The sequence below is a fragment of the Streptomyces marinisediminis genome (assembly GCF_026262575.1).
GTDB classification, from domain to species: domain Bacteria; phylum Actinomycetota; class Actinomycetes; order Streptomycetales; family Streptomycetaceae; genus Streptomyces; species Streptomyces marinisediminis.
On sequence record NZ_JAPKFL010000002.1, the window covers coordinates 1 to 24,570 of the forward strand.

Sequence of the window (24,570 nt, forward strand, 5' to 3'; positions counted from 1 at the left end):
TTATGCCGATGCGTCTCCGCGGCGCGACGCGCCCCGCGGTTAGCTGTCGTCCTCGTCGATGAGGAAGCCCCGCATCGGTGACGGCGCCTGCTGCATCGGCTGCGGCCCCTGGGGGCGCACCGGTGCCATCGGCTGCGTCATCGCGGGCGACATCTGCTGCTGACCGCCGTAGGTCTGACCGCCGCCCTGGGTGTGGCCGCCGCCGTGGCCACCGGAGTGACCGCCGCCGTGACCGCCGTGGCCGCCCATCGCCTGGTGGCCGCCCGAGGGAGCGCCTGCGGAGGCCATCGAGGGCGAGGCGGGGAGCGACGCGGCCGCCGGGGTGCGCGGCGGGGCCAGCGAGTCGTCGGCCTGGTTCTCCAACTGGCGGAGCTGGCTCTCCAGGTAGGACTTCAGCCGGGTGCGGTACTCCCGCTCGAAGCCGCGCAGGTCCTCGACCTTGCGCTCCAGCGTGGCGCGGGCCGACTCCAGCGAGCCCATCGCGACGCGGTGCTTCTCCTGGGCGTCCCGCTCCAGGGCGTCCGCCTTGGCGCGGGCGTCCCGCTCCAGACCCTCGGCGCGGCTGCGGGCCTCACCGACGATCTTGTTCGCCTCGGAGCGCGCCTCGGCGATGGCCTGGTCCGCGGTCTGCTGGGCCAGCGACAGCACGCGGGCCGCGCTGTCGTTGCCCGGGCCGCCCGGCTGCATCTGGGGACCGCCGGGGCCGCCCATCGGGCCGTGCCCCATCGGCCCGGGGCCGTGCTGGCCCTGGCCGTGCTGGCCCGGACCGTGCTGAGCGGGAGCGTGCTGACCGGGGCCGTGCTGGCCGGGGCCGTGCTGACCCGGACCGTGCTGGCCGTGCTGGCCGTGCTGGCCACCCTGGGGCCCACCGGGGCCGGCCGGAAGCTGAGGGGCGCCCGGCAGTTGGGGCGGTCCGCCCATCTGCTGCTGGCCACCCATCTGCTGTCCCGGCGGCACCGGCTGCGGACCTGATATGGCGGCGGGCACCGGACCCTGACCGGAGCGGTCCTGCTGCTGCTCCTGCGGGGGCTTGCGCATGCCCTGCTGCTGCTGGTTCTGCGCGGCGGCGCGCGTGGCGGCGGCCAGCTTGGCGCGCAGGTCCTCGTTCTCCCGCAGCAGTCGGGTCAGCTCTGCTTCGACCTCGTCAAGGAAGGCATCGACCTCGTCCTCGTCATAGCCTTCTCGGAGGCGGACGGTCGTGAACTGCTTGTTCCGCACGTCCTCGGGGGTCAGCGGCATCTCTTCACCTCAACGTAGGTCATCGGCATATCGGCAAGACCGTACTCGTTCACAGCCCGCCCACGATCCGGATCAGGATGAAAACGATGATCATCAGTACGAAGAAGGACAGGTCTAGCGCCACGCCCCCGAAGCGCAGCGGCGGAATGAACCGCCGCAGAAGCTTCAGCGGCGGATCGGTGACAGTGTAGGTGGCCTCCAGGACGACCACCATCGCCTTGCCGGGTTGCCACGAGCGGGCGAACATGAAGACGTAGTCCATGATCAGCCGGAAGATCAGCACGTACAGGAAAACGTTCAACGCGACGAAGACCACCTGTTGTGCGATGCCCATCGTGCGCTTCCCTCTCCCCTGGGGCGTGCCCGGCCCTGTCGGCCGGGGTCTGTCCGGTGTTGCGTCTCAGCTCTGGTTGAAGAACCCGCCCTCTGCGATGCGGGCCTTGTCCTCCGCCGTTACATCGACGTTAGCAGGAGACAGCAGGAACACCTTCTGCGTCACGCGCTCGATGCTGCCGTGCAGTCCGAAGACGAGACCGGCCGCGAAGTCCACGAGCCGCTTCGCGTCGGTGTCGTCCATCTCCGTGAGGTTCATGATCACCGGGGTGCCCTCGCGGAAGTGTTCCCCGATGGTACGGGCCTCGTTGTAGGTTCGCGGGTGCAGCGTGGTGATCCGGTAGGGCTCCCGCTCGGACACGACCTTGGGCATGATCACCGGTGCGTTCTTCTCCAGGTTCGGGCGTTCGGATGTGATAGAGGACACGGGAGCGATTCTGCTCACCCGGCCACCGTCGCCGACCAGCGCGGGAGCCTGTTCGCGCTCGCGCTGGGGCGGGGGCTGGACGACCCGGGCCGGCTCCTCCGGCTGGGTTTCGTGGGCCGCGTGACCCGCCTGTCGGCGGCGGTCCCGCTCCGGTTCCGGCTCGGGCTCGAACTCGTCGTCGGGGTCGTACCCCCTGCCGTCGTACCCATCGTCCTCCACGAGGCCGAGGTAGACCGCCATTTTGCGCATCGCGCCGGCCATGCTCCGCATCCTCCGCTCTGTGGTGGATCGGCTCCGTCAACCGGTGGCCCCGAATCCACGTAGTTTGCCCGTTTCGCCGGAAATGACCATATTTTCGTCTCTAGTCCGACTTTCTTGGCGACGTTACCCGAGCCGGGGACGGACTCCGAGTACCGCGGTGCCGACGCGTACATGTGTCGCACCGGCCCGCACGGCGTCCTCCAGGTCCCCGCTCATCCCCGCGGAGACCATCGTGGCACCGGGGGCGGTGCCGCGCAGCTCCCTGGAGATGTCGCGCAGCCGCTCGAACGCGGCCCGCGGGTCCCCCGCGTAACGACCCGTCAACGGGGCGACGGTCATCAGACCGGCGAGCGTGAGCCGGGGGGCGTCGGCCACCGCGTCGGCGAGGGCGGGCACGTCCGCCGGGGCGAGCCCGCCCCGGTCGCCGACCGCCGCCGCGGAGTCGGCCCCACCCGTGCCGAGGTCCTTGTCCAGCGCCACTTGGAGCAGGCAGCGCAGCTCGCGGTCGTGCCGTTCGGCGGCGGTGGAGAGCGCCGTCACCAGCCGCGGCCGGTCGACGGAGTGGACATAATCACAGAACCGCGCCACCGCGCGGGCCTTGTTCGTCTGGAGCTGACCGACGAAGTGCCAGGTCAGCGGCAGGTCGGCACACGCCTGTGCCTTCGGCGCCGCCTCTTGCACCTTGTTCTCCGCGACGTGCCGCACGCCCAGCTCGGCCAGCAGCCGCACGTCCGCGGCGGGGTGGGTCTTGGTGACGACGATCAGCGTCACCTCCTCGCGCGCCCGCCCGGCGGCGGCGCAGGCGGCGGCGAGCCGCTCCTCCACCGCGGCCAGGTTGGCCGCGAGCTCCGCCGCGCGCTCGCCCGGTCGTGCGTGCGGTGCCGCCGTTTCCTCGTCCGCCATGTCGTTCAGCCCTCCAGCCAGACGTAGCTCGCCAGCCGCCCGGTCGTGCGGGCCCGGCGGTAGGAGAAGTGGTCCCGCGACTCCAGGGTGCACACCTCGCTGACGGCGAGGTCGGTGACCCCCAGCGCGGCGAGCTGGGCGCGCACGCCCGCGGCCACGTCCACGGCCGGGGTGCCCTGCCGGGTGGTGGCGTGGGCGGCCGGGACGGCGGCGGCCACCCGCGCGCGCAGGTCGGCGGGTACCTCGTAGCACGCCCCGCACACCGACGGGCCGGTGCGGGCGGTGATCCGGGACGGCGCGGCACCCAGGGCGACCATGGCCCGCACAGTGGCCGGCACCACGCCCGCGACCAGCCCGGGCCGCCCCGCGTGGGCGGCGCCGGCCACCCCGGCCATCGGGTCGGCCAGCAGCACCGGGGTGCAGTCGGCGGTGAGGACGGCGAGGGCCAGTCCGCGCCGGGCGGTGACCACGCCGTCGACGGCGGGCACCGGGTCGCCGTCCCACGGGCGGTCCACCACGGCCACGTCGGCGCCGTGCACCTGGTTCATCCACACCACCCCGGCGGGGTCCAGCCCCAGCGCCCGGGCGGCGCGGGCGCGGTTGGCGCGCACCGCCGCGGGGTCGTCGCCGACGGCTCCGCCGAGGTTGAGGGTGCCATAAGGAGCGGCGCTCACCCCGCCCCACCGGTCGGTGGAGGCGAAGTGGGCGCCGCTCACGGTCTCGTGCTGAGGTATCACGTCGCGTGGTGCCGGTTCGCGGGTGGCCGGTTACTTCAGGAAGTCCGGAACGTCCAGCTCCTCGGCCTGGCCGTCCTGGTAGGGGCGGGCCGAGGGGACGTGCGGCGGCGGGGTCGGCGGCAGCGCCTCCCCGGCCGGGGCCGACTCCGCCGGGGCGGCGGGCTCGGGCTCCTCCTCGCGCGGCGGGACGCTGCCCAGGCCGCCGAACGAGGGCCGCTCGGGCTCCGGTGCCGCGGCCGGGCGGGGCGGCGGGGTGGTCGTCTCGTCCTTGCCCGGGTAGGAGCCGAGCACCTTCTCCCGGTTCTTGGCCGGGGGCTGGCCGCCGTCGAACCCGGCGGCGATGACGGTGACCCGCACCTCGTCGCCCAGGGCGTCGTCGATGACGGCGCCGAAGATGATGTTGGCCTCGGGGTGGGCGGCCTCGCTGACGAGCTGCGCCGCCTCGTTGATCTCGAACAGACCGAGGTCGGAACCGCCGGAGATGGACAGCAGCACACCGCGCGCGCCGTCGATGGACGCCTCCAGCAACGGTGAGGAGATCGCCATCTCGGCGGCGGCGACCGCGCGGTCGTCGCCGCGGGCCGAGCCGATGCCCATGAGGGCGGAGCCGGCCTCGGACATGACGGACTTGACGTCGGCGAAGTCGAGGTTGATCAGGCCGGGCGTGGTGATGAGGTCGGTGATGCCCTGGACGCCGGACAGCAGCACCTGGTCGGCGGACTTGAAGGCGTCCAGCACGCTGACCTGGCGGTCCGAGATGGACAGCAGCCGGTCGTTGGGGATGACGATGAGGGTGTCGACCTCGTCGCGCAGCCCGGCGATGCCGTCCTCGGCCTGGTTGGCGCGGCGGCGGCCCTCGAAGGTGAACGGCCGGGTGACCACGCCGATCGTCAGGGCGCCCAGCGACCGGGCGATGTTCGCGACGACGGGCGCGCCGCCGGTGCCGGTGCCGCCGCCCTCGCCCGCGGTGACGAAGACCATGTCGGCCCCCTTGAGGACCTCCTCGATCTCCTCGCGGTGGTCCTCGGCGGCCTTGCGGCCGACGTCCGGGTTGGCGCCGGCACCGAGCCCGCGGGTGAGTTCCCGGCCGACGTCGAGCTTGACGTCGGCGTCGCTCATCAGCAGCGCCTGCGCATCGGTGTTGATCGCGATGAACTCGACGCCCTTGAGACCGACCTCGATCATCCGGTTGATGGCGTTCACGCCACCGCCGCCGATACCGACGACCTTGATGACTGCGAGGTAGTTCTGCGGTGCTGCCACGTCGAAGGCCTCTCGCCTCGAGTTACGTGTCGCCGCGCCGCGGTGTGCGGTGCGCCGACCTATGCCGAAGTGGGGTGGCTCGGGCGCCGACCCCTAACCCTAACCCTAAGGTTTAGGGTTACCAGTGCCTGTCGTTCCTTGGAGTCTTCAGGAACGGACACTAGGTCGACACGTACTGCGCGTTCAACGAACACGCCGAACCTCCCGTTTTTCTTTTCACCCTATGTGATCACGGTGCGTGGTAACCAACCAGGGTGCGACCTGCGCGAATACGCGTCAACCGGTATTCGCCGGCGGGGTGTTCGCCCACCGTCGCACACGGCCGGACGCCTGACGGCCACTCAACCTCCCGAGGCGGCCGGCGCGCTGGGGACACTGACGTCGAAGTGCGTGGCGTCCCGCTCCGCGCGCATCAGAGCGGTCAGCACCTCCGCCTTCCGCCTGCCCGACTCCTCGCTCCCCCACACCACCGTGCGCCCACCGGACAGCTCCAGGGTGACGGCGTCGTAGGAGCGCACCCGCAGCGTGCGGGTGTCGGCGCGGACGGCGTCGGGCAGGCCGGTGACGACGCGGACGGCGCTCTCGCGCAGCCGCTCCCGGCCGAACCGCTGGCCGTTCGGGGTGTCGGCCGCGTCCAGCAGCAGAAGCGGAACGCCCGACGGACGGGTGCGCACCTCGGCGTAGCGCACGCCCTCGGCGTCCACCTCCACGAACGTGCCCTCCCGGCCGGGCTTTGGCATCACCAGCTCGGGCGTGCGCTCGGTGACGCGCAGGGTGATGCCGTGCGGCCAGTCCCGCTCGACCTCGACCTCGGCGACCCGGGTCAACGCCTCGGTGACGCGGTGCGCGACGGCGTCGGTGTCCACCGCGGCCAGCGGGTCGCCCTCGGGCACGTCGGCCGCGCTGCGCACCTGGTCCCGCGTCAGTTCCCGGGTGCCCTCCACGGAGACCCGTTCCACGCGCAGCCAGGTCGACCCGTACAGCGCCCACAGCCCGAAGCCGACGATCCCGGCCACGCCGAGCGAGGCCAGGATCAGGGCGCCCCGGCGGCCCCGGCGGGGCGGGCGCAGCCGGCGCACGAGGCCCGGCACGCGGGGGCGCAGCCGGGCGAGCCGGCCGGGGGCCGCGGCGGGCGGGCCGCCGGTGTCCGGCCGCCGCGGCTCCCGACGGGTGTCCGCGGTGGTCGTCGGTCCGGCTGCGCCGCCCACTGCTCCCTGCCTTCTGCGCCCGTCGGCCCCGGCTAGGCCGCCGGGCGGGACGCGATCGCTTCGTGCACCATGCCGACCAGCAGCTCGTCGGCGTCCGGACGGCCGAACTCCGCCGCCGCCCGGGCCATGTCGTACAGCCGGTGCGGGTCGGTGAGGACCGGCAGCACGGTGGCCTGGACCCACTCCGGCGTCAGCTCGGCGTCGTCCACCAGGAGTCCGCCCCCGGCCTTGACCACCGGCTGGGCGTTGAGCCGCTGCTCGCCGTTGCCGATGGGCAGCGGCACGTAGGCGGCCGGCAGCCCGACGGCCGACAGCTCGGCGACCGTCATCGCGCCCGCGCGGCACAGCATCATGTCGGCCGCGGCGTACGCGAGGTCCATCCGGTCCAGATACGGTACCGGGAGATAGGGGGGCATACCCGGCATGTTGTCCGGTTGCGGCAGGTCGTTCTTGGGGCCGACCGCGTGCAGCACCTGCACGCCGGAGCGCTGGAGCGTCGGCGCGATCGTCTGCACGACCTCGTTCAGCCGCCGCGCGCCCTGCGAGCCGCCGGAGACCAGCAGCGTGGGCAGGTTCTGGTCGAGCCCGAAGGCCGCGCGGGCCTCGGCCCGCACCGCCTGCCGGTCCAGCGTGGCGATCGAGCGGCGCAGCGGGATGCCCAGGTACCGGGCGTGCCGCAGCTTGCTGTCGGGGGTGGAGACGGCGACGTGCCGGGTGTAGCGGGAGCCGATCTTGTTGGCCAGGCCCGGCCGGGCGTTGGCCTCGTGGACGACGATGGGCACGCCGAGCCGCTTGGCCGCGAGGTAGCCCGGCAGCGCGACGTAGCCGCCGAACCCGACGAGGCAGTCCGCCTTGGTGCGCTCCAGCACCTGCTCGGCGGCCTTGATGGTGCCGCGCAGCCGCCCGGGCACGGTGATCAGCTCGGGCGTCGGTTTGCGGGGCAGCGGAACGGCCGGAATGAGGGCCAGCTCGTAGCCGCGTTCGGGTACGAGCCGGGTCTCCAGTCCGCGTTCCGTGCCCAGGGCCGTGATGCCCACGGTCGGGTCCTGCCTGCGCAGGGCGTCCGCGAGGGCGAGCGCGGGCTCGATGTGACCGGCGGTCCCTCCGCCGGCGAGTACGACATGCACCGAATTTCACCGCTCTCCGGACGGCCGCTTCCTGACGGGCCGTCGCATCGTCTTCCGTCTCACCGCAGCCGGCGACCAGCGGACACCAGGCTGCCGCATGGCCAGTGCCGCACGTGCGGCGGGGTCGCTGCGGGCGAACGCGATCAGCAGACCCACGGCGCACATCGTCGGCAGCAGCGCGGAGCCCCCGTAGGAGAACAGCGGAAGGGGCACACCGGCGATGGGCAGCAGCCCGAGTACCGCACCGATGTTGATGGCCGTCTGGCTCATGAGCCAGACGGTCACCCCGCCCGCGGCGTATCTCACGAAGGGGTCCTCCGTGCGTCCGGCCACGCGGATACCCGCATAGCCTAGAGCCGCGAAGAGCATGAGGACGGACAGCGTCCCGGCCAGACCCAGTTCCTCACCGGTGATGGCGAAGATGAAGTCCGTGTGCGGCTCGGGCAGTTCTCCCCATTTCTCCACGCTGGCGCCGAGCCCGGAGCCGAACAGGCCGCCGGAGGCGAGCGCGTAGATGCCGTGCAGCGCCTGCCAGCACCGGTCCTCGGGGCCGGGGTCGGTGGCGCCCAGGCAGGCGAGCCGGTTCATCCGGTGCGGGGCGATGGCGATGAAGACGACGACGGCGGCCGCCGCGGCCGCCAGGGCGGTGGCGAACATGCGCGCGGGGGCGCCGGCCAGCCACAGCAGGCCGAACAGGATCGCCGCGATGATCACCGCGGTGCCCATGTCCCGGCCCAGCATGATGAGCGCGCAGATCAGCAGGCCGCCGGGGATGAGCGGCACCAGCATGTGCTTCCACTGCGTCAGCAGGTCCCGCTCCCCCTTGCGGGCGAGCAGGTCGGCGCCCCACAGCACCAGGGCCAGCTTGGCGAGCTCGCCGGGCTGGAGCATGAACGGGCCGCCCAGACTGATCCAGTTGGTGCTGCCGTTGACCTCGACGCCGATGCCGGGCACCTGGACGAGCACGAGCAGCGCCACCACGACGACGAGCACCGGGTAGGACAGCGCCCGCAGCAGCCTGACCGGCAGGCGGGACCCCGCGAGCAGGGCCACGGTGCCCAGCGCGGCGGCCAGGAGCTGCTTGTTGAAGTAGTAGGTGGCGGGCAGGTCGTAGCGCAGGGCCTGGATCTGGGAGGAGGAGAAGACCATGACCAGGCCGAGCAGCGTGATCAGCAGGCTGCCGCCGAGGATCAGGTAGTAGGCCGTCAGCGGCCGGTCCCACGCGCGGCGGACTCGCTCGTACAGTCTGGCCACGCGCTCCGGGAGCGTGGGCGCGCGCCGGTCGGCGGGCTTGACGCGCGCGGGCATCCTCGGCGGCCCGGCCCGGTCGGGTCGGCCCGCGCCCGGGCGACCCCGGCCGGTGGCGCCGCCGGAGCCCGGGCGCCCGGAGCGCACGCCCGCGGGGCGGCCGCCCCCGGCCCGCGCGCCGCCGGCGCGGGCGCCTTCGGGGCGGCCGCCCCCGGGGGGCTCCGCCTTGGCGGACCGCCTGTCGACCCTCATCTCGGCGTTCCCCTTCCGCGCCGTGGCCCTTCCGGGGCGCACGTTACCCCTGGCGGGACGGTCAGCCCGGAAGACCCGCGCGGACGGCGCGGGCGAACGCGTCGCCGCGCCGGCCGTAGTTCGCGAACATGTCCATCGACGCGCAGGCCGGCGCGAGCAGCACCGTGTCCCCCGGGCGGGCCAGGCCGGCCGCCGCGCGCACCGCCGCCGCCATGGCCGCGTCGTCGGTGCGGTCCACGTCGACCACCGGGACGTGCGGTGCGTGGCGCCGCAGCGCCGCGTGGATGAGGTCGCGTTCGGCGCCGATCAGGACGACGCCGCGCAGCCGCCCGGCCGCCGCCGCGACCAGCTCGTCGAACGTGGCGCCCTTGGCCAGCCCGCCGGCGATCCACACCACCGGTTCGTAGGCGGTCAGCGAGGCCCGGGCGGCGTGCGGGTTGGTCGCCTTGGAGTCGTCGACGTAGGTGACGCCGTCGACCTCGGCCACCCGGGCGATGCGGTGCGGGTCCGGGGTGAAGGCGCGCAGCCCGTCCCGGACGGCGGCGGGCGGGACGCCGTAGGCGCGGGCCAGCGCGGCGGCGGCCAGCGCGTTGGCGATGGTGTGCGGCGCGGCGGGTCCGGCGGCGGGCGCGATGTCGCCGACGCGCGCGAGCTCCTGGGCCCGCCGCTGCCGGTCGGCCACGAACGCGCGGTCCACCAGCAGGTCGTCGACCACGCCGAGTTCGGACGGCCCCGGGGCGCCGAGCGTGAACCCGACGGCGCGGCAGCCCTCGACGACGTCGGCCTCCCGCACCAGTTCGGCGGTGGCCGGGTCGGCGGCGTTGTAGACGCAGGCGACCTCGTTCCCGGCGTAGACGCGCCCCTTGTCCGCGGCGTAGGCGGCCATGGAACCGTGCCAGTCCAGGTGGTCGGGGGCGAGGTTGAGCACGGCGGCGGAGTGGGCGCGCGGCGAGGGGGCCCAGTGGAGCTGGTAGCTGGACAGCTCGACGGCCAGCACGTCGTAGGGCTCGTGCGCATCGCCCTCGGCCGGGAGGACGACGTCGACGATCGGCGTGCCGATGTTGCCGACGGCGGCGGTGCGCAGGCCGGCGGCGGCCAGGATGGAGGCGAGCATCCGCACGGTGGTGGTCTTGCCGTTGGTCCCGGTGACGGCGAGCCAGGGCGCGGCGCGGCCGCCGGGGGCGCCGCGCAGCCGCCAGGCCAGCTCGACGTCGCCCCACACCGGGGCCCCGGCCGCGGCGGCCGCGGCGAACAGCGGACCGTCCGGACGCCACCCGGGCGAGGTGACCACGAGGTCGGTCCCCGGGGGCAGGGTGTCGCCGTCGCCGAGCCGGACGGCGACGCCGTCGGCGGCCAGGGCGTCGGCCCGCGCCTGCTGGGCCGGGCCCGCGCCACCGTCCACGACGGTGACCCGGGCGCCGAGCCGGGCGAGCACGCGGGCCGCGCTCACCCCGCTGACGCCGAGCCCGGCCACGGTGACGGCGCGTTCGCGCACGTCCGGCGGGGGCGGGGCGCTCACTTCTGCGCCGCCCAGGCCGCGTAGAAGATGCCGACGCCGACGATGGCGCACATGCCCTGCACGATCCAGAACCGGACGACGACCAGCACCTCGCTCCAGCCCTTGAGCTCGAAGTGGTGCTGGAGCGGCGCCATCTTGAACACCCGCTTGCCCGTCAGGCGGAAGGAGCCGACCTGGATCACCACGGACATGGTGATGAGGACGAACAGGCCGCCCAGGATGGCCAGCAGCAGCTCGGTGCGGGAGGTGATGGCCAGGCCCGCCAGGGCGCCGCCGAGGGCGAGCGAGCCGGTGTCGCCCATGAAGATCTTGGCCGGTGAGGTGTTCCACCACAGGAAGCCGAAGCAGGCGCCCATCAGGCCGGCCGCGACGACGGCCAGGTCCAGGGGGTCGCGGACCTCGAAGCAGGAGGGGCTGCCGGTGATGGCGCAGGAGTCCTGGTACTGCCAGACGCCGATGAAGGTGTAGGCGCCGAAGACCATCACGGAGGCGCCGGTGGCCAGGCCGTCCAGACCGTCGGTGAGGTTGACGCCGTTGGACATGGCCAGGGTCATGAACAGGGCCCAGACGACGAACAGCACCGGGCCGATCTGCCAGCCGAAGTCCTCGGTGAAGGACAGCCGGTCCGAGGCCGGCGCGTTGCCGCGCAGGTCCTCGAAGTTGAGCGCCAGGACGGCGAAGGTGATGCCGACGACGAGCTGCCCGAGCATCTTGGCCTTCGCGCGCAGGCCCAGGCTCCGCTGCTTGACGATCTTGATGTAGTCGTCCAGGAAGCCGACCAGGCCCATGCCCGCCATCAGGAACAGCACCAGGACGCCGGAGATGGTGGGTTCGCTGCCGGTGAGGAGCTTGGTGAGCGCGTAGGCGATGAGCGTGGCCAGGATGAAGGCGATGCCGCCCATCGTCGGCGTGCCGCGCTTGCTGTGGTGGTCGCGCGGCCCGTCGTCACGGATGTACTGGCCGTAGCCCTTGCGGGCGAGGAGTTTGATCAGCAGCGGGGTGCCGATCAGGGTCAGGAACAGACCGATGACCCCGGAGAAGAGGATCTGCCTCATGACGCGGCGCCCTCGCCCTCGGTGCCGCCGGTCAGCAGCGCCTGCGCGACCTGCTCCAGACCCACCGACCGGGAAGCCTTCACCAGCACGACGTCCCCCGGGCGCAGCTCGCTGCGCAACAGGTCGATCGCCGCCCGTGCGTCGGACACGTGCACCGACTCCTCACCCCACGAACCCTCGTTCTTGGCACCCATGTCCAGCCACGCGGCCTCCCGGCCGCCGACCGCCACGAGCCTGCTGACGTTGAGCCGGACGGCCAGCCGTCCGACCGCGTCGTGCTCGGCGAGCGCCGACTCCCCCAGTTCGGCCATCGCACCGAGCACCGCCCACGTCCGCCGCGGCTCTCCGTCCGCCCCTCCGCCCGCCATCGCGGCCAGTGCGCGCAGAGCGGCCCGCATGGAGTCGGGGTTCGCGTTGTACGCGTCATTGACGACGGTGACGCCGTCGGCGCGCTCGGTGACGTCCATCCGCCACTTCGAGAGCGTGCGCGCGTTGTTCAGCGCCTGTGCGATGGCGTCGGCGGGCATGCCCAGTTCGTGGGCGACGGCTGCCGCGGCGAGCGCGTTCGACACGTGGTGCTCACCGTACAGGCGCAGGGTCACGTCGCCGCACCCGGAGGGTGTGTGAAGCGTGAAGGACGGCCGCCCCAGCGCGCCCAGCCGGACGTCCTCGGCCCGCACGTCGGCGTCCGCGCACTCGCCGAACAGCACGACGCGGGCCCGGGTGCGCGCGGCCATGGCGCGCACCAGCGGGTCGTCGCCGTTGAGCACGGCGACGCCGCCGTCGGCGGCCGCCGGCAGGGACTCGACGAGTTCGCCCTTTGCCTGGGCGATCTGCTCGCGTCCGCCGAACTCCCCGATGTGCGCGGTGCCGACGTTGAGGACGAGGCCGATGCGCGGCGGGGTCAGCTCCGTGAGGTAGCGGATGTGGCCGATGCCCCGGGCGCCCATCTCCAGCACCAGGTGACGCGTGCCGGCGTCGGCGCGCAGCGCGGTCAGCGGCAGCCCGATCTCGTTGTTGAGCGAGCCGGGCGTCCACACCGTGGGCGCCAGCTCCTCCAGGAGCTGCGCCACCAGGTCCTTGGTGCTCGTCTTGCCCGAGGAGCCGGTGAGGGCGACCACGGCGGTGCCCAGCGCCGCGACCGTGTGCCGGGCCAGCGCGCCCAGCGCCCGGGTGACGTCGTCGACGACGATGGCGGGCACTCCCAGCGGGCGGGTGGCCAGCACCGCGACGGCCCCGGCGGCCACGGCCCGCTCGGCGAAGTCGTGGCCGTCGACGTTCTCACCGGCGAAGGCGGCGAACAGCGCGCCGGGGGCGGCCTGCCGGGAGTCGATCACCACCGGACCGGTCACCTCCGCCTGCGGGTCCGGTATGTCGTGGGCCCGGCCGGAGACGATGGCGGTGATCTCGGAGAGGGTCAGCGGAGTCATCGGGCGGGCTGCTCCTCGCCGGGCAGGCCCTGCTCCCGGGCGGCCCGGGCCTGGCGGGCCAGCCGCTCCTCGATCGCCGCCCGCAGCTCGACCCGGTCGTCGAAGGAGCGGACGACGCCGGCGACGTCCTGGCCCACCTCGTGGCCCTTGCCGGCGACGATCACCGCGTCCCCGGGTTCGGCGCGGGCCACGGCGGCGGCGATGGCCGCCGCGCGGTCCTCCTCCAGCAGCACGGTGCCGCGCTCGTAGGTGGGCACCTCGGCGGCCCCGGCGAGCATCGCGGCCAGGATGGCCAGGGGGTCCTCCGAGCGCGGGTTGTCGGAGGTCAGCACGGCGGTGTCGGCCAGCCGGGCCAGCGCCGCGCCCATCGGGCCGCGCTTGTAGGGGTCGCGGTCGCCGCCGCAGCCGAGCACGGCGTGCACCTTGCCGTCGGTGACCCGGCGCAGCGCGCGCAGCACGGATTCGACGGCGTCGGGCTTGTGGGCGTAGTCCACGACGGCCAGGTAGGGCTGGCCCGCGTCCACCCGCTCCAGGCGGCCGGGCACGCCGGGGATCGCGGCGACGCCGTCGGCGGCGGTCTGCGCGTCCACGCCCGCGGTGACCAGGGCGGCGATGGCGCCGAGCGCGTTGGAGACGTTGAACGGGCCGGGCAGCGGAGCCGCGGCCCGCACGCTCTGGCCGCCGGGCCCGTCCACGGTGAAGACGGAACCCAGCGGGCCGACCTCGACGTCGCGGGCCCGCCAGTGCGCGTCCGGGTGGCCCTCGGCGGAGTAGGTGGTGATGGGCACCCCGGCCTCGCGGACCAGGCGCTGCCCGTACTCGTCGTCGAGGTTGACCACGCCGGCGCGGGAGCGGGCGGGGGTGAAGAGCTGCGCCTTGGCCTGGAAGTAGTCCTCCATGTCGGTGTGGAAGTCCAGGTGCTCCGGGCTGAGGTTGGTGAAGACGGCGACGTCGAAGACGCAGCCGTCGACCCGGCCCATCACCAGCGCGTGGCTGGAGACCTCCATGGTGACCGAGGTGACGCGGCGTTCGCGCATCACCCCGAACAGGGCCTGCAGCTCGGTGGCCTCCGGCGTGGTGCGCTGGGCCTTGAGCCGCTCGTCGCCGATGCGCGACTCGACCGTGCCGATGAGCCCGGTGAGCTGCCCCTCCTTCGCGGCCGCGCGCAGCCCGCCGTCCACCAGGTAGGCGGTGGTGGTCTTGCCGGAGGTGCCGGTGATGCCGATCTGGAGCAGGTCCTGGCCCGGGTCGCCGTAGATCGTGGCGGCGAGCCGGCCCATGTGGCGCCGCGGATCGGCGACGGTCAGCACCGCGAGGCCGGCCTCCTGGCAGCGCGCGGCACCGGCCGGGTCCACCAGCGCGGCGACGGCGCCCCGGGAGGCGGCCTGGGCGGCGAAGTCGGCGCCGTGGAAGCGGGCGCCCGGCAGGGCCGCGTAGACGTCACCCGGCTGGACGGCCCGGGAGTCGTGCGTGATGCCGGTGACGGCCGGGTTGCCCGCGGGCTCGGCGGCCGGCGCGGACGCGGGCCCCGCCGGCGTGACGCCCAGCGACCGGGCCAGCTCCGCCAGCTCGACGGGGCGCACGCCGGTGGGGCGGGGCGGGGAGGTCGGGGTCTGATCAGCTTGTGGCACGGCGGTGAGATTACCGGGCTCGGCGGCGGTGCCGCGAAGCGAGGGGCCGGGCCGGGCAGCCGGGTCGGCGGAGGCCGACCGGTTCCCGGGGTCGCCGGTGATGGTGGTCACGTGGGGGATCTTTCGTTCGCTCGTCCGGGGTACGGCCGCCTCGGCCCGGTGCTCGGGCCGGACGTCCGGTGCGGTGGGGGTGCGGCGGTCCGGCCGCGGGGGCCGGCGCGTGCGGGGGCTCGGTCGTGGGGGGCCGGTCACTCGTCGGGGCCGTCGGCTGCCTCTTCCCCTTCCTTCGCCTTCTCCTCGGCGTCCGGCGTGAAGGTGGTGGGCAGGCCGGGCGAGGGGTCGCCGGTGGGCGGCACCTGGAGGGTCTTGAGCGTGAACCGCATGACCTCCTGGAAGACCGGCCCGCACACCTCGCTGCCGTGGTAGCCGCCCTTGGTCGGGTTCTGCACCGCGCAGTAGACGGTGACCTCCGGCCGGTCGGCGGGGGCGAACCCGGCGAAGGAGGCGGTGTAGCCGTTGTAGCGGCCGGTCTTGGGGTCGACCCGGTTGGAGGTGCCCGTCTTGCCGCCCACCCGGTAGCCGGGGACGGCGGCGGGGGCTCCGGTGCCCCACTCGTCGGTGACGACCTCCTCCAGCATGAGCCCGAGCTGCTCGGCGGTCCGCGCGCTGACCACCCGCCGGCTCTCGGGCTCGGGCGCCGCGCGGTAGCGGCCGTCGGGCCCGACGGTGCCGCGCACCAGGCTGGGGGCGACCCGCACGCCGCCGTTGGCGATCGTGGAGTACACCGAGGCCGCCTGCAGCGCGTTGACCGACAGGCCCTGGCCGAAGGGGATGGTGTGCTGCTGCGCGGCGTTCCAGTCCTGCGGCGGCGCGAGCAGCCCGGCGGTCTCGCCGGGGAAGTCCAGGCCCGTCGGACGCCCGACGCCGAACGCGGTGAGGTAGTCGTGCAGCACCGTGTTCGCCTCGGCCTGCGTCTCCCCCAGCCGTTCGGCGGCCAGGATGGTGCCGATGTTGCTGGACTTGGCGAGCACGCCGGTCAGGGTCAGGTAGTAGGTGTCGTGGTCGTGGTCGTCGGCGAACTGGCGGCCGGCGCGCGGCAGCCGGTTGGGCACGACGACGTGGGTGTCGGGGCGGGCGGCGTCCTCTTCCAGCACGGCGGCCATCGTCATCAGCTTGGCGGTGGACCCGGGTTCGTAGACGTCCTGGAGCGCGGGGTTGCCGAGGTTGTCCTCGGTGAGGGTGGACAGGTCGTTGGGGTCGTAGCCCGGCGCGTTGGCCATGGCCAGGATCTCGCCGGTGCGGACGTGCTGCACGATGACGTACCCGTCGTCGGCCCGGGAGGCCTCGACCTGCTCGGTGATGGCGCGCTGGGCGGCCCACTGGATGTCCCGGTCGAGGGTCAGCTCCACGTCGGTGCCGGGCGTGGCGGGCTGCTCCTGCCCGCCGGCGGTGGGCACGCGGCGGCCCGCGGACTGGGCGTAGGTGGCCTTGCCGTCCGTCCCGGCCAGCGTCTGTTCGAGCTGGGCCTCCAGGCCGCCGCCGCCCTTGCCGTCTGCGGTGACGAAGCCGAGCACGCCGGAGGCGAGGGTGTCGCCGGGGTAGACGCGCTTGGACCGCGGCTCGGCGTAGACGCCCGCCAGCACGTTGGTGCCCTCGCCGTCGTCCGCCTTCTCGGCCAGCGTCCGCTTCAGGTCCCTGATCTGGCGCCAGACCTGGGGCGACTGCTGCCGGGCGAGGCGCACGTAGCGCGGGGCGGGCGGGTCGGTCAGGCGGCGCTCCAGCTCGGCCGGGTCCTCGCCCAGTATCGGGCCGAGCAGGGCGGCCGCCCGCCGGGGGGCGTCGGCCGCGTCGGCCTGCTCCGGCCGGAAGAGGAAGGGGTCGGCGGTGATGTCGTAGGCGTCGACCGTGGTGGCCAGCTCGCGCCCCGCCCGGTCGGTGACCGTGCCGCGCTCGGCGGCCAGCGGGACGGTGACGTAGCGGTTGACGTTGGCCGCCTGGGCGAAGCCGCCGGCCTCGACGGCCTGCACCTGGAGCAGCCGCACGGTGAACGCGAGCAGCACCAGGGTGATGGCGACGGACAGCAGGCGCAGGCGCGGGCGGGCGGCGGCCAGCCGCACGGTGCGCGGGGCGCGCGGGCGCGGACCGGCGGCCGGACGCGGCGGCCGGCGCCCGGGGGCGCGCTCCCCGGTACGCCGGGCCCGCTCGCGGACGGGGCGCTCGCGCGACGACCGCTCGTCGGCCGACCGTTCACGGCGGGGCGGTTCGCGGCGGGGCGGTTCGCGGCGGGGGGCCCGTTCGCGCGGCACGGCGCGGTCGGCGGGGCGCGGGCCGCTGCCGCGCGCGGAGCGGGCCGGGCGCGGGACGCGGCGGGGCGGCTTGCCCGACCCGCCGGACTGCCGCCCGCCCGGGTCCCGCGGGCTCACCACGCCGCCACCGCCGTGCGCGGGGCGGACGCGTCGTGGACGGCACGCACTCCGGTCACCTCCCGGGTTCCTCTGGAGCGGGCGAGGGGACGCCCCGGACGGTGCCATCGGGGCCGAGGAACACGGGCGCGCCGCCGGGCACCAGACCGAGTTCGCGGGCCCGCCGGTCCAGCGCGCCGGGCGCGGAGTGGCTGTCCACGTCCTGCTGGAGCGCCTGTTCCTCGTCCTTGAGCTCCTTGGTCTGCTGCTTGAGCCTGCTCAGCTCGAAGGAGCCCTCGTTGACGGCGGCGTTGAGCAGCAGCAGCGCCAGCAGGCCGGAGCCGAGCAGGACGACGACGAGGAGCACGAACGGGGCGCGGGCGGCGGTGGACCCGCCCAGGCCCGCCGGACGGGCCGGGGCCGGCCGGCGGCGCTGCGGGGTGCGCGTGTTCCGTGCGCTCACGCGGGCACCACCTCCCGGACGCGGCGGGCACCGCGCAGCCGGGCCGGTGCGGCACGCCGGTTGCGGGCGACCTCTTCCTCGGTGGGCAGTTCGGCGCCGCGGGTGAGCAGCTCCAGCCGGGGCTGGTAGCGCTCGGGGACGACGGGCAGTCCGGGCGGCGCCGTGCTGCTCGCCCCGGCCGCCAGCACCTGCTTGACCAGGCGGTCCTCCAGCGAGTGGTAGGACAGCACGGCGATCCGGCCGTCCACGGCGAGGGCGTCCACCGCGGCGGGCACCGCCCGCTGGAGCACCGACAGCTCGCCGTTGACCTCGATGCGCAGCGCCTGGAAGGTGCGCTTGGCCGGGTTGCCGCCGGTGCGCTTGGCGGCCTGCGGCAGCGCGTCGCGGATGAGCTCCACCAGCCGTGCGCTGCGGTCGAAGGGGGTGTGCTCGCGCTCGCGCACCACGGCCTCGACGATGCGCCGGGCCTGCTTCTCCTCGCCGTACGTCCGCAGGATGCGCACGAGCTCGCCCGGGGGGTAGGTGTTGAGCACCTCGGCCGCGGAGACGCCGCGCGTCTGGTCCATGCGCATGTCCAGCGGGGCGTCCTGGGCGTAGGCGAAGCCGCGCTCGGCCTCGTCGAGCTGCATGGAGGACACGCCCAGGTCGAACAGCACCCCCTGGACGCGCGGGATGCCCAGGTCGTCGAGCACCTCGGGCAGTTCGTCGTAGACGGCGTGCACCAGCGTGGCCCGCTCGCCGAACCGGGCCAGCCGCTGACCGGCCAGCCGCAGCGCGGCCCGGTCGCGGTCGAGCCCGACGAGGTGCGCGTCGGGGAAGGCGTCCAGCAGGGCCTCGCTGTGCCCGCCCAGACCGAGCGTGCAGTCCACGACGACCGCGCCGGGGCGGGTCAGGGCCGGGCGCAGCAGCTCCAGGCAGCGCTGGAGCATGACGGGAACGTGCCGCTCGTCGCTGCTGCTCGTCATGCGCCCTCTCACAGATCCGGCCGGGCCCGGGCCGGGCCTCGGGCTTGGGGCCGCTAGGCGGTGTCCGGACCGCGCGGCGGAGCCGGTGGGGGTACCGGGCCGGTTCGGGGGCCGGGGTGTGCCCGCCGCGGCTCCCCTACCGGCGTCACTCTAGTCCAGAGGTCGGCTCGGTCAATCAACCCCCGAGGGCGCGTCCTGGGGGCGTCGCCGGTGCGGGGGGCGCCCGGGGCCCGGTGGCGCGCACCCGCGTCCGGCGTGCGCCACCGCACGGCACCGGGCGACCCCTGTGGGTTACCTCACAGGCGCGTTCCGGCCCATCCGTTTCCTGCCCGAACGCCCGACTCACCGGCGCGCCGGAGCGGCGTGGGCGGGCTACCGTCGTCCTCATGTCGGCTACTTCGAACCCCCCTACGGTCACCGATCAGCTCGTCGCCGCCAACGCCGAGTACGCCACCGGGTTCACGGACCCGGGGCTGGCTCCCGCGCCGGCGCGGAAGGTGGCCGTGGTGACCTGCATGGACGCCCGCATCGACCTGCCCGCCGCGCTCGGCCTGCGGCTGGGCGACTGCCACACCCTGCGCAACGCGGGCGGCGTCGTGACCGACGACGTGATCCGCTCGCTGACGATCAGCCAGCGCGCGCTGGGCACCACCTCCGTCGTGCTCGTCCAGCACACCGGGTGCGGGCTGCTGACGCTGACCGAGGACTTCCGGCGCGAGCTCGAGCGCGAGGTCGGGCAGCGCCCGGCGTGGGCGGTGGAGTCCTTCGCCGACAGCGACCAGGAGATGCGGCAGTCCCTCCGGCGGGTCCGCACTTCGCCGTTCCTGCCGCACACTGATGACGTCCGCGGGTTCGTCTTCGACGTGACGACCGGTCGGCTGCGCGAGATCGACGCCGGGATCACCCCGGGAGAGTGACGTGGGGCCCGGTGGCCATGAACAATGAGCCGCGGACGGCCGCTCCGCCGCCGGACCGATCGGGTACACGGCGGCGAGGCGGCCGCGAGTTCGGTGGGCCGGCCTTGTGACCCGTGAGGCCCGGCCGTGGGAACGGGCCTAGGAGGGCCGGGTGACGACCTATGACGCGCGAGCGAGCCTCAGCGATCTGACCACCACAGCGGACCGGGTGCGCCGCTCGGTGGAGAGCGTGCTGGAGGGGAAGCCGGAGGCCGTGCGGCTGTCGCTCACCGTGCTGCTCGCCGAAGGCCACCTGCTGATCGAGGACGTCCCCGGCGTGGGCAAGACGATGCTGGCCAAGGCCCTGGCCCGTTCCGTGGACTGCTCGGTGCGCCGCATCCAGTTCACCCCCGACCTGCTGCCCTCCGACATCACCGGCGTCAGCGTCTACGACCAGGAGCGGCGGGAGTTCGAGTTCAAGCCGGGCGCGATCTTCGCGCAGATCGTCATCGGCGACGAGATCAACCGTGCCTCGCCGAAGACGCAGTCGGCCCTGCTGGAGTCCATGGAGGAACGGCAGGTCACGATCGACGGGACGACCTACCCGCTGCCCGACCCGTTCATGGTGGTCGCCACCCAGAACCCGGTCGAGATGGAGGGGACCTACCCGCTGCCCGAGGCGCAGCGCGACCGCTTCATGGCACGGGTGTCCATCGGCTACCCCGGGCCCGAGGCCGAGCTGCGGATGCTGGACGTGCACGGCGGCGTCTCCCCGCTGGCGGACCTGCGGCCCGTCGCGCACGCCCATGACATCGCCAAGCTGATCGAGGCGGTGCGCGCCCTCCACGTCTCCGAGGCGGTGCGCCGGTACGCCGTCGAGCTGGTGTCGGCCACCCGCGCCCACCCCGAGCTGCGGCTGGGCGCCTCGCCGCGGGCCACCCTGCAACTCCTGCGCGCCGCCCGCGCCGCCGCGATGCTCGCCGGGCGCGAGTTCGTGCTGCCCGACGACGTGCAGCGGCTCGCCGTGCCCGTGCTCGCCCACCGGCTGCTGCCCACCGCGCAGGCCCAGCTCAGCCGCCGCACGGCCGAACAGGTGGTGGTCGAGATCCTCCAGCGCACGCCGGTGCCCGACGCGGCCGCCGCGGGCAGCGGACCGCAGGCACGCCCCCGACCCGGGAGGTACTGATGGCCCGGGCCCGCGAGGACTTCCAGGCGCGCGCTTCGCTGCGCGCCTCCTTCCGCGGGCTCACCACCCGGGGGCGCTCCTTCCTCGCCGCCGGGCTCGCCGCCGCCGTCTGCGCCTACGTGCTGGGCCAGCAGGACCTGCTGCGCGTCGGGGCGCTGCTGGCCGTGCTGCCGCTGGTGTGCGTGGTGGTGCTGCACCGCACCCGGCACCAGGTCACCGGCTCGCGGCGGCTGGCGCCCGCCCGCGTCGCGGTGCGCGCGGAGGCACGGGTGCAGTTGCGCGTCGACAACGTCTCCCGGCTGCCCACCGGGCTGCTGATGCTCCAGGACCGGGTGCCCTACGTGCTCGGGCCCCGGCCGCGGTTCGTGCTGGACCGGGTGGAGCCGGGCGGGCGGCGCGAGGTGTCCTACCGGGTCCGCTCCGACCTGCGCGGACGCTACCCGCTGGGGCCGCTGCAACTGCGGGTCGCCGACCCGTTCGGCATGGTGGAGCTGACCCGCTCCTTCCAAGCCCGGGACGTCCTCACCGTCATCCCGGCCGTGCAGCCGCTGCCCCCGGTCCGGCTGGCCGGCGAGGCGGTCGGCTACGGCGACGGCCGGGTCCGCGCGCTGGCGGTCACCGGGGACGACGACGTGATCCCGCGCGCCTACCGGCACGGTGACGACGTGCGCCGCGTGCACTGGCGCTCCACCGCGCGGCGCGGGGAGCTGATGGTCCGGCGCGAGGAGCAGCCCCGGCAGGCGCGGTGCACGGTGCTGCTGGACACCCGGCACGACGCCTGGACCGGCTCGGGCCCCGGCGCGCCGTTCGAGTGGGCGGTCACCGGGGCCGCGTCCGTCGCCGTCCACCTGCTGGCGCGCGGCTACCAGGTGCGGCTGCTGACCGACACCGGCGCGCTCGTGCCCGGCCCGGACGGCGGCTCCCTGGACGGCGACTCCTCCGACACCGCCGGCCTGCTGCTGGACTCCCTGGCCGTCGTGGAGCACTCCGCCGAACCCGGCCTGGCCCGCGCCCACGACGTGCTGCGGGACGGCCGTGAGGGGCTGGTCGTCGCCTTCTTCGGGGCGCTGGACGAGGGCCAGACCGCGCTGGCCGCCCGCATCCGGCAGCGGACCGGAGCGGCCGTGGCCCTGACCGGACGCGGGCTGCGGCCCCCGGGCGCCGAGAACGCCGCGGACGCCGAGGAGGAACACGTGCGCGCACTGCGCGAGGCGGGCTGGACGGTGCTGCCGTTCACGCCCCGGGACGCGCTGGCCGAGCTGTGGCAGCGGGCGGACCAGGCACACCCGGCCGACGCCCCGGGCGGTGCCGGGGCCGGTTCCGCGGGCGGTCCCGCCGGTGGGGGTGCGCGATGAGCGGGATGACGCGTCTGACGCTGTGCGCCTGGCTGGCGACGCTGGCCGCGGCCACCGCCCTGCTGCCGCTGGTCAGCTCCCACGGCTGGCTGCCGCAGGCGGCGCTGCTGCTGGGTACCCAGGGCGCCGCCGGGGCCGCCGCCCGGCGGGTGCCGCTGCCGCGGCCGCTGACCGTCGCCGTCCAGGCGCTGGTGTCGCTGCTGCTGCTCACCGTGGTCTTCGCTCGCGAGGCCGCGCTCGGCGGGGTGCTGCCGGGGCCGGGGACGTTCGCCCACTTCAGCGCGCTGCTGGTGCAGGGCGGGGACGACGTGAGCCGGTTCGCCGCTCCGGCGCCGGTCACGGAGGGCATACGGTTCATGCTGGTCGGCGGCGTGCTGCTGATCGGCCTGCTGGTGGACCTGCTCGCCGTCACCTACCGCGCCGCGGCGCCGGCCGGGCTGCCGCTGCTGGCCCTGTACTCGGTGGCGGCCGGGCTCAGCGGGCAGGGCAGCGGGCACTGGCTGTGGTTCCTGTGCGCGGCCGCCGGATACCTGCTGCTGCTCCTGGCCGAGAGCCGGGACCGGCTGGCCCAGTGGGGGCAGGTGTTCACCGGGGTCGCCCCGGGCGCCCGGGGCGGCGGTGCCGGATCCGTGGCGCGGCCCGGCGGACGGGCCCAGTCCCCCGTGCGCACCGGGCGGCGCATCGGCGCGGCCGCGCTCGGGCTGGCGCTGCTGGGGCCGGCCGCGCTGCCCGCCCTGGGCGGCGGGGTGTTCGACGTGGGCGGCCCGGGCTCGGGCGGACGCGGACCGGGCGGCAACACCGTCTCGGCCGTCAACCCGCTGGTGGCGCTCCAGGACAGCCTCAACCAGCCGGAGAACCGCACCGTCCTGGTCTACGACACGGACGCCGAGAGCACCCGCGACCTGTACCTGCGCATCGTGGCGCTCGACCAGTTCGACGGCGAGGCGTGGCAGCCGTCGGAGCGGCGCATCACCGAAGTGCCCGACCCGCTGCCCACCCCGGCCGGGCTCGCGCCGGACGTGCGGCGCGAGGAGGTCACCACGCGGATCACGGCCGCCGACTGGTACGAGCAGAACTGGCTGCCCATGCCCTACCCGGCGCAGCGCGTCGACATCGAGGGGCGCTGGCGCTTCGAACCCGAGGGGCGCGCCCTCGTCGGCGACCGCGGCCAGGACACCGGCGGCGCCCAGTACGAGGTGAGCAGCCTGCTCCTCGAACCGACCGCCGAGCAGCTCGCGAACGCCCCGCGGCCGCCGGAGGGCCTGCTGCGGGAGTACACCGCCGTGCCCGGCTCGCTGCCGGAGGTCGTGCGCGACACCGCGCTGTCGGTGACCGCCGCCGCCCGGAACAACTACGAGCGCGCGCTCGCGCTGCAGGACTGGTTCACCTCCGAGGGCGGCTTCACCTACGACACGGAGGTGGAGGCGGGCAGCGGGACGGAGGCCATCGCCCGCTTCCTGGAGCAGCGCGAGGGCTTCTGCGTCCACTTCGCGTTCTCCATGGCGGCCATGTCGCGCACGCTGGGCATCCCGGCGCGCGTGGCGGTCGGCTTCACCCCCGGCGCCGCCGTCTCCGGCGAGGCCCGCGAGGTGGGCCTGCGCGACGCCCACGCCTGGCCGGAGCTGTACTTCGAGGGCGTCGGGTGGACCCGGTTCGAGCCCACCCCCTCGCGCGGCAGCGCCCCCGACTACACCCGGCCCGACCTGCCCGACCCCGCCGGGAGCGACGCGCCCGACGAGCCCACGCCCGAGGAGAGCGCCGGGCCGGTGCTCCCCGCCCCGGCGCCGGAGGACTGCCCGGCGGAGCTGCGGCGCCTGGGCGAGTGCGGCCAGGAGGAAGAGGCGGGCTCGGCCACCGGCGACGGCGGCACGCCCTGGTGGTCCCTGGCCCTCGGCGCGGGGCTCGCCCTCGCGGTCTCGGCCCTGCTGCTGGCGCCCCTGGGCTGGCGGCTGGCGGTGCGCGCCCGGCGCGTCGGGCCCCGGGCCGCCGCGCTCGACGAGCGCGCGCGGACGCTGGCCGCCTGGCGGGAGCTGCGGGACACCGCCTGGGACTACGGCGTGCCTGCCGAGGAGTCGGCCACCCCCCGGCAGGCGGTGGCCGCCCTCGTGGCGGGCGGGGCGCTGACCGGCGAGGCGGCCGAGGCCGCGCACCGGGTGACCACCGTCGTCGAGCGCGCGCTCTACTCGCCGGAGCCCGCGGCCGCCGACCGGCTGGCGGAGGACGTCCGCCGGGTGCGGGCCGGGTTCCACGCGGCGGCGCGCCGCCGCACCCGGCTGCGCGCGCTGTTCCTCCCCCGCTCCGCCGTCCGGGTGCTGTGGGCCGCCGCGGACGGCTGGGCGGCGCTGGCCGAGCGGCGGCGGGCGGCGCTCGCCCGGCTGCCCCGCCCCGCCGGGCGCGGTACCCCCGGGGGCTGACGCGGCCCCGCGCCCGGCGCGGCCGGGTGGGTGCGGCACCACCGGTCGCGGGGCGGGGCACGGCGACCGGCTCCGGCCGGCCGTCCGTTACCCGCGCAGGCGGTCGGCACGGCCCGGCGGGGCGGGGCCGACGCGGCGCGGAGGCGGGCGGCGCCCCGGGCGTCGCCGCGCCGGGTGCGCGGCACCGTCGAGGACGTGGCCGCCCGGGGCCGGCGAGGCCCGGAGCCGACCGGCCGCGGGTCGGGCGGGTGGCCGG

20 protein-coding genes are annotated in these 24,570 nt (G+C 75.2%); 4 read left to right on the forward strand and 16 right to left on the reverse strand.

Features of this window, described 5'->3' with window-relative positions; genetic code table 11:
* Positions 1–39: 39 nt before the first annotated feature.
* The 16 genes from OSB71_RS01680 to rsmH all read right to left on the reverse strand — a co-directional run bounded on the left by OSB71_RS01680 (position 40) and on the right by rsmH (position 18,463).
* The gene (locus OSB71_RS01680; protein WP_265943368.1) at positions 40–1,239 is read right to left on the reverse strand and encodes a DivIVA domain-containing protein; all 1,200 of its coding nucleotides are present in this window, start codon (positions 1,237–1,239) and stop codon (positions 40–42) included.
* A gap of 49 nt (positions 1,240–1,288) precedes the next feature.
* Positions 1,289–1,573: a YggT family protein gene (locus tag OSB71_RS01685; RefSeq protein ID WP_265943370.1), complete on the reverse strand. Its 285-nt coding sequence runs from the start codon at positions 1,571–1,573 to the stop codon at positions 1,289–1,291.
* A 66-nt stretch (positions 1,574–1,639) separates the two neighbouring features.
* Positions 1,640–2,260, reverse strand: a complete 621-nt coding sequence (locus OSB71_RS01690; RefSeq protein ID WP_265943824.1) for a cell division protein SepF — start codon at positions 2,258–2,260, stop codon at positions 1,640–1,642.
* Positions 2,261–2,383: 123 nt separating this feature from the next.
* On the reverse strand, positions 2,384–3,163 hold the full coding sequence (locus OSB71_RS01695; protein WP_265943372.1) for a YggS family pyridoxal phosphate-dependent enzyme: 780 nt from the start codon (positions 3,161–3,163) through the stop codon (positions 2,384–2,386).
* Positions 3,164–3,168: 5 nt separating this feature from the next.
* Entirely contained in the window at positions 3,169–3,900 is a 732-nt protein-coding gene (gene pgeF, locus OSB71_RS01700; protein ID WP_265943374.1) for a peptidoglycan editing factor PgeF, read from the reverse strand.
* 30 nt (positions 3,901–3,930) lie between these two features.
* Complete coding sequence (gene ftsZ, locus OSB71_RS01705; protein WP_265943377.1) at positions 3,931–5,163, reverse strand: cell division protein FtsZ; 1,233 nt, start codon at positions 5,161–5,163, stop codon at positions 3,931–3,933.
* Between the two features lie 341 nt (positions 5,164–5,504).
* Positions 5,505–6,371 carry a cell division protein FtsQ/DivIB gene (locus OSB71_RS01710; RefSeq protein WP_265943379.1) on the reverse strand — a complete coding sequence of 289 codons (867 nt, stop codon included), beginning with the start codon at positions 6,369–6,371 and terminating at the stop codon, positions 5,505–5,507.
* Positions 6,372–6,403: 32 nt separating this feature from the next.
* Positions 6,404–7,498, reverse strand: a complete 1,095-nt coding sequence (gene murG / locus OSB71_RS01715) for an undecaprenyldiphospho-muramoylpentapeptide beta-N-acetylglucosaminyltransferase (protein WP_265943381.1) — start codon at positions 7,496–7,498, stop codon at positions 6,404–6,406.
* A gap of 6 nt (positions 7,499–7,504) precedes the next feature.
* Positions 7,505–8,752 carry a putative lipid II flippase FtsW gene (ftsW, locus tag OSB71_RS01720; RefSeq protein ID WP_416237175.1) on the reverse strand — a complete coding sequence of 416 codons (1,248 nt, stop codon included), beginning with the start codon at positions 8,750–8,752 and terminating at the stop codon, positions 7,505–7,507.
* 307 nt (positions 8,753–9,059) lie between these two features.
* Positions 9,060–10,517: a UDP-N-acetylmuramoyl-L-alanine--D-glutamate ligase gene (gene murD / locus OSB71_RS01725; protein ID WP_265943385.1), complete on the reverse strand. Its 1,458-nt coding sequence runs from the start codon at positions 10,515–10,517 to the stop codon at positions 9,060–9,062.
* Positions 10,514–11,572: a phospho-N-acetylmuramoyl-pentapeptide-transferase gene (gene mraY, locus OSB71_RS01730; protein ID WP_265943387.1), complete on the reverse strand. Its 1,059-nt coding sequence runs from the start codon at positions 11,570–11,572 to the stop codon at positions 10,514–10,516. Before mraY ends, murD begins: the two co-directional genes overlap by 4 nt.
* Positions 11,569–13,002 (reverse strand): UDP-N-acetylmuramoyl-tripeptide--D-alanyl-D-alanine ligase, encoded by a 1,434-nt coding sequence (locus tag OSB71_RS01735; RefSeq protein ID WP_265943389.1) that lies wholly within the window; start codon positions 13,000–13,002, stop codon positions 11,569–11,571. Before OSB71_RS01735 ends, mraY begins: the two co-directional genes overlap by 4 nt.
* Positions 12,999–14,744, reverse strand: a complete 1,746-nt coding sequence (locus OSB71_RS01740; RefSeq protein ID WP_265943391.1) for a UDP-N-acetylmuramoyl-L-alanyl-D-glutamate--2,6-diaminopimelate ligase — start codon at positions 14,742–14,744, stop codon at positions 12,999–13,001. The genes OSB71_RS01735 and OSB71_RS01740 overlap by 4 nt, the downstream gene beginning before the upstream one ends.
* A gap of 137 nt (positions 14,745–14,881) precedes the next feature.
* Positions 14,882–16,939, reverse strand: a complete 2,058-nt coding sequence (locus tag OSB71_RS01745) for a peptidoglycan D,D-transpeptidase FtsI family protein (RefSeq protein WP_416237183.1) — start codon at positions 16,937–16,939, stop codon at positions 14,882–14,884.
* 172 nt (positions 16,940–17,111) lie between these two features.
* Positions 17,112–17,498: a cell division protein FtsL gene (ftsL, locus tag OSB71_RS01750; RefSeq protein ID WP_416237176.1), complete on the reverse strand. Its 387-nt coding sequence runs from the start codon at positions 17,496–17,498 to the stop codon at positions 17,112–17,114.
* Positions 17,495–18,463, reverse strand: coding sequence for a 16S rRNA (cytosine(1402)-N(4))-methyltransferase RsmH (gene rsmH, locus OSB71_RS01755; protein ID WP_265943395.1), 969 nt, complete (start codon positions 18,461–18,463; stop codon positions 17,495–17,497). Before rsmH ends, ftsL begins: the two co-directional genes overlap by 4 nt.
* Positions 18,464–18,849: 386 nt before the next feature.
* Between rsmH and OSB71_RS01760 the strand changes: the two genes are divergently transcribed.
* The 4 genes from OSB71_RS01760 to OSB71_RS01775 all read left to right on the forward strand — a co-directional run bounded on the left by OSB71_RS01760 (position 18,850) and on the right by OSB71_RS01775 (position 24,314).
* Positions 18,850–19,380: a beta-class carbonic anhydrase gene (locus OSB71_RS01760; RefSeq protein ID WP_265943397.1), complete on the forward strand. Its 531-nt coding sequence runs from the start codon at positions 18,850–18,852 to the stop codon at positions 19,378–19,380.
* Between the two features lie 151 nt (positions 19,381–19,531).
* Positions 19,532–20,545, forward strand: a complete 1,014-nt coding sequence (locus OSB71_RS01765; RefSeq protein WP_265943399.1) for an AAA family ATPase — start codon at positions 19,532–19,534, stop codon at positions 20,543–20,545.
* Positions 20,545–21,900 carry a DUF58 domain-containing protein gene (locus OSB71_RS01770; protein WP_265943401.1) on the forward strand — a complete coding sequence of 452 codons (1,356 nt, stop codon included), beginning with the start codon at positions 20,545–20,547 and terminating at the stop codon, positions 21,898–21,900. Before OSB71_RS01765 ends, OSB71_RS01770 begins: the two co-directional genes overlap by 1 nt.
* A complete protein-coding gene (locus tag OSB71_RS01775) occupies positions 21,897–24,314 on the forward strand; it encodes a transglutaminase TgpA family protein (RefSeq protein ID WP_265943403.1) in 2,418 nt (805 codons plus the stop codon). The genes OSB71_RS01770 and OSB71_RS01775 overlap by 4 nt, the downstream gene beginning before the upstream one ends.
* Positions 24,315–24,570 lie beyond the last annotated feature (256 nt).